1 protein-coding gene is annotated in these 373 nt (G+C 36.5%); it reads left to right on the plus strand.

The annotated features are described in order from the left end of the window. Window positions 1–189: 189 nt before the first annotated feature. The coding region (locus AB4232_RS21925) for a hypothetical protein (RefSeq protein WP_372088008.1) at window positions 190–373 on the plus strand (184 nt) is incomplete at its 3' end.

Genomic DNA, 373 nt, shown 5'->3' on the forward strand with positions numbered 1-373 from the left:
TACTACGATTGGTATAAAACACGAGTCGAGAAAGCCGCTGTAGAGACAGCATTCTCGTAAACGTCGTTTTCGATACCCAAACAGAGCCAGCCACCAAGCTGGCTTTTTTATTGGCTAAAATCCAACAGCTAATTGAAAGTGATACTCACTTGAATATTTTACAAGATTACCACCTGTAACTTTCCGTTCTTGGCTCGCGAATTAGCAACAAATAAATCTGACCGACATTTACACAACCATCCACTAGCAAAATCTAATATTGCATATTTAACGCATGAGAAAAATGAATCGCCCGATAAGAAAAGATATAGAGAGCAAAGTAACGAACACAGCAAATGTTTCATTTTATGTATTGCTATTAATGATATTATAA

This window comes from Vibrio sp. 10N.286.46.A8, assembly GCF_041470165.1.
Lineage (GTDB): Bacteria > Pseudomonadota > Gammaproteobacteria > Enterobacterales > Vibrionaceae > Vibrio > Vibrio tasmaniensis_A.